The sequence below is a fragment of the Micromonospora sp. H61 genome, from assembly GCF_018070325.1.
In the GTDB taxonomy this organism is placed as follows: domain Bacteria; phylum Actinomycetota; class Actinomycetes; order Mycobacteriales; family Micromonosporaceae; genus Micromonospora; species Micromonospora salmantinae.
The window spans coordinates 1-3829 of record NZ_JAGPXY010000156.1 but is presented as its reverse complement, the minus strand read 5'-3'; the positions used below and the strand labels follow the sequence as shown (position 1 = coordinate 3829).

Sequence of the window (3829 nt, the reverse complement as noted above, 5' to 3'; positions counted from 1 at the left end):
CGCAGCCGGTCGCCGCGGTTGGCCCCGGCCTGATCCAACCGCTCGCCGGCCGCGACGGCGCGCCCGGCCCAGTAATGACTGTGTTGCCTGACCGAGGGGGCGCGGTTGTTCCGGGCGACATCTGGGAAGACCTGTGCGAGGCGGGCAACGCCGCCGACACGGAGACGACCATCAGCAACGTCGGCCTTCCCTCGGCCCCGGCCACCACCTCTCTGCTGATCCGCGCCGACGCGCAGACGGTCGAACTGGAGGGCGGCCGGTGGGGACCCGGCCGGCTGGCCCAGGTGTCGCCGGGCGGGCGGCTGCTGTGGCGGCCGCACACCAGCCGTGACTTCGAGATGCACCACAACAACTTCGCGACCGGCGAACTCACCGAGCTGTACCTGCGTGCGGTCCTCGACGTCACCTGGCAAAGCTGGAAGTACAGGCCGCAGTCGCTACCGGTCGCGGTCCGGCAAAGGCACCGCGACCTGCTCACTGAGTCCGGCCTCGCCGCGCACATGTCCAGGCTCGTGCACCGCCACACAGAGGAAGTCGTTGCGCCGGCGTGGAACCTGGCCAGCGGCTCCGACAGCAATCACTCAGCCATCAGTTCCCACGTCCGGGCACAGATCACCCCGCCTGACGGCCCGCCGGTGGTGACCGCGAACTCGGTGCTGCAAACCGGCAATTGGCGTTCTCCGTCGTCGGTCCTGGCCACCGTTGACCTGGGCACTAATCTTCGACTGCTCCCGAAGCTGCACCGTCCGTTGAACCCGGGCAGTATGCAAGCGATGCGTTCTCGCCTGTCAATCGTCGACCTCGTTGACTCTCTGGTCGCGATGTGGGAGACCATAGTCTCGCTGCCCGAGGCGCTGGAGCCCGACTTCATGAGGCTGCCGTACGCGGCGCCCCCGTTCGTCGTCTTCTACATCCACGCCGGAACGGCCGTGCGCGACGCCGGGGACGAGGGCGTCGCCCGCCAGCTGAATCTTTCGGACGTCCTCGATCTCACCCCGCTCGGCGACGGCCCACACGATGTTTTCCGGACGCAGACGGGCCTACGCGTTGTCGGTCCGTTCGAGCCAGACCGCGCAGCCCGCCAGCGCGTGGTGGTCGACAGCCTCAATGATCTCGCCCTCAGCTGGGGCTTCCTCACCGCTGATGTGAACGGCTTACTGTCCAACTGATACGGACCCACCCGGGACAGACCGCAATCTATACCCCGGCAGCCTCACAACCGCGTCGGCTTACCCGGCAGGCGCCGCGTTTAAGACGTAGAGGGCCGTGGCCTCGGCACCGGGACGACGTGCGATGACAGCGGCAAAATAGTAAACCGGATCTTGGAGTCTTGCGGCAATGATCGTAGGCATGGTCGGCGAACGGTTCGCCGGGTCATTGGCGGGGTCGGCCCCGAAGGCCGCGGACTCGCCGGGATCGTGTGGATCAGTGTGAGTGGTCGAGCATCCTCTGGATGGTGTCACGCACTGAGCGGTCTTCCTCCACTGTCAGATGATTGCCGAGGGTCTGGCGTAGCTGGGGGCTCAGGCGTCTTCCCTGTGGTGTGTTCGTGGTCATGAGGATGGCCGCGAGGGATCGAACACCGGGTACCGGATCTGCGAGGGCTATGGGCAGACGATCGCGGCCGTGCTCGCCTTGGGCAGACAGAGCGCGCAAGATCGTTTCTCTCACGGGCGGGTGCGGTTCCGTTGACAGCACATGTGTCAGGACATCGGGGAGCGAAGCACTTGGCGCTGGGTACGTGATGAACGTGCACGCGGCAGCACGCCGTCGCGTTGCGAGTGCGTCGTTCAGCAGCGTGGCCACGAGCGCTGCTTCGTCGCCGGCCATCTGATCTGCGAACAGGTTCAGATTGCGATGTCCGGCCAGGGTGAAGTCCAACCAACGCTCATACCAGGCGAGGAAGTCCGGGTCGGTGTGGAAGTGAGGCGCGAAGAATCCCTCGGCGTTAACCTCGACCAGACGGCCGCGGCCGGGTCCGGTGACGACAAGCAGGGTGAAATCGCTGCATCCTCGGTAGACGACAGCGATCGCGCCCGGGAAAGTGGGCGAAGCGCTGCCTTGCCTACCGGCGGACCATGCGGCGATGTGCACGTTTGGAACGAAGGGAAATGGCTCGGCGAGTTTTCCGTTGACTCCTGCGGCCCCGGACACCCACCGTTCCATGGACAGCAGTCCATAGGTAGGGCCGTATCCGCCATGGCCGATGTGGGTGACGAACTGGCGGAACTCCTCCGGCATCCGGGTGCCGTGCAGTTCCTCGAAATCTGAGACTTGCTGCTCAGTGAGCACGGGGCCGAGAACGGCCTTCTCCGCTGCGGGCAAAGCTGCGATCTTGACCTGAATCCGGGCGATCCTGTCGTCCACCGGTACTTCTTCTCATGCCAGAGGGTCGTTCAAAGCCAAGGCGTAACCATAGCCCATGCCCGATACACCGACTCGCATCATCGCCACTCAACCGGCCAGGGATCGCCGAGCTCCGGTTTTTCGTCCTGGGTCGTCGGTTCACGGAGTTTTGGCCAGTGTGAGCATCGGTCCTACGATCAGGTGCACTGTTCTCGGCAGAAGCGGATACTCCATACGGTCGACTTGCTTGTCAGGGTGTCGGCCCCACGGTGGTCCGTGCGGCATTCGCTTGCCGCGGTCTGCCTACCTTCGACTTATCGGGCATAGTTTGACCGCAGGAGGAATTTCGATCAACCGGTGACGTGCGGTGGCCGCCGAAACCCGCCACACACTCTCGTGCGGCCTCTGCTGGTGAAGCAGGTCGGCGGTGGTGACCGCGACCGGCGCCCGCAGCGGCCGATTCATGAGGTCCGCCAGTAGGTTGGCCTCCTGGGCGGCGTCGTGGGCAATGACCAGCACCGCGCCGACCGGCACGAACGGGTCAGTACGCCGGTACCCGGCCAGAACAGCGCCGAGCCCGGCAGTCGACCGCTCCCGTTCGCCGATCGCGCCACCGACCGGCCCCGGGTCGACGTGCACCAGGAACCGCAAGCACCGGCCGTCCTCCAACCACACCCCGTAGTCGTCAGCGCGCAGATGCGCCAGGCCCCGCTCCCGCAGCCACACCGACGTGTCCAACGTCGTCGACCACTGGAACAGCCCACACCGGCCCAGATCCAGCCGCGAGGCCTCCAGCAGCGGCAGGAACAGCAGGTGGTGCGCCGCACCCAGTGCCGCTGACCCAGACGCAACGGCACCGGCTGCCCCGACGAGACGAGGTCACGGCCGAGTAGGTCGCTGCCCTCCCTCGTGATCCGATACCACCAGGCATGCGACCGGTCCTCCGCCGACCGCTCCCGGCCCACCAGTCCTGTGGCATGCAGCCAGGTGAGGCCTAGGTGTGCCGTCAAACGCGGCATACCTACCACCACGGCGACGTCGCTCGTGGTCGCCACCCCGTGCAACGCCAGGAACGGCAGGATCCGCCACCCCCGCGGCGTCAGCTCACGACCACCGGCCACCCATCGATGATCCCCTAACCATTGGCTCCCGGCCATCCCGACGACCGGACGGCTGCTGGTGGCGCCCGGAGGGAACTCCTGCACCCTCAAAACGGGATTTGTGAGACGTTTTCCATGATCACTGTTCGAGGAATCCATCGAAGAGCGGACCACGAAAGACTCAGAACCGGCAAACCACGCCGCGCAAAGATCGGGCCATCCCTGGCGCCAGCCGATCCGGGAACCACCGACGGCCAGGCCCCTCCCCCTCCCCCGGCCGCCTGGTCATCCCGCACCGGCAGCCACCGGCCAGCGTCCCAAAGCACCATGCCGCGTCCCGCCGGGACCACCCCGGTCCATCGGCTCCCGAGCACCCACCGAGC

Annotated in this window: 3 protein-coding genes; 1 reads left to right on the top strand and 2 read right to left on the bottom strand. The window is 66.4% G+C overall.

Translation table 11 applies throughout. The features are described from left to right. Positions 1–1169: hypothetical protein (locus KBX08_RS32435; RefSeq protein WP_210787572.1), on the top strand; the 1169-nt coding region annotated here is incomplete at its 5' end. Positions 1170–1425: 256 nt separating this feature from the next. On the opposite strand, the gene KBX08_RS32430 is transcribed toward KBX08_RS32435, so the two are convergent. Further along, positions 1426–2367, bottom strand: a complete 942-nt coding sequence (locus KBX08_RS32430) for an SMI1/KNR4 family protein (RefSeq protein ID WP_210787571.1) — start codon at positions 2365–2367, stop codon at positions 1426–1428. 282 nt (positions 2368–2649) lie between these two features. Then, positions 2650–3084, bottom strand: coding sequence for a hypothetical protein (locus tag KBX08_RS32425; protein ID WP_247670445.1), 435 nt, complete (start codon positions 3082–3084; stop codon positions 2650–2652). Between the last annotated feature and the right edge of the window lie 745 nt (positions 3085–3829).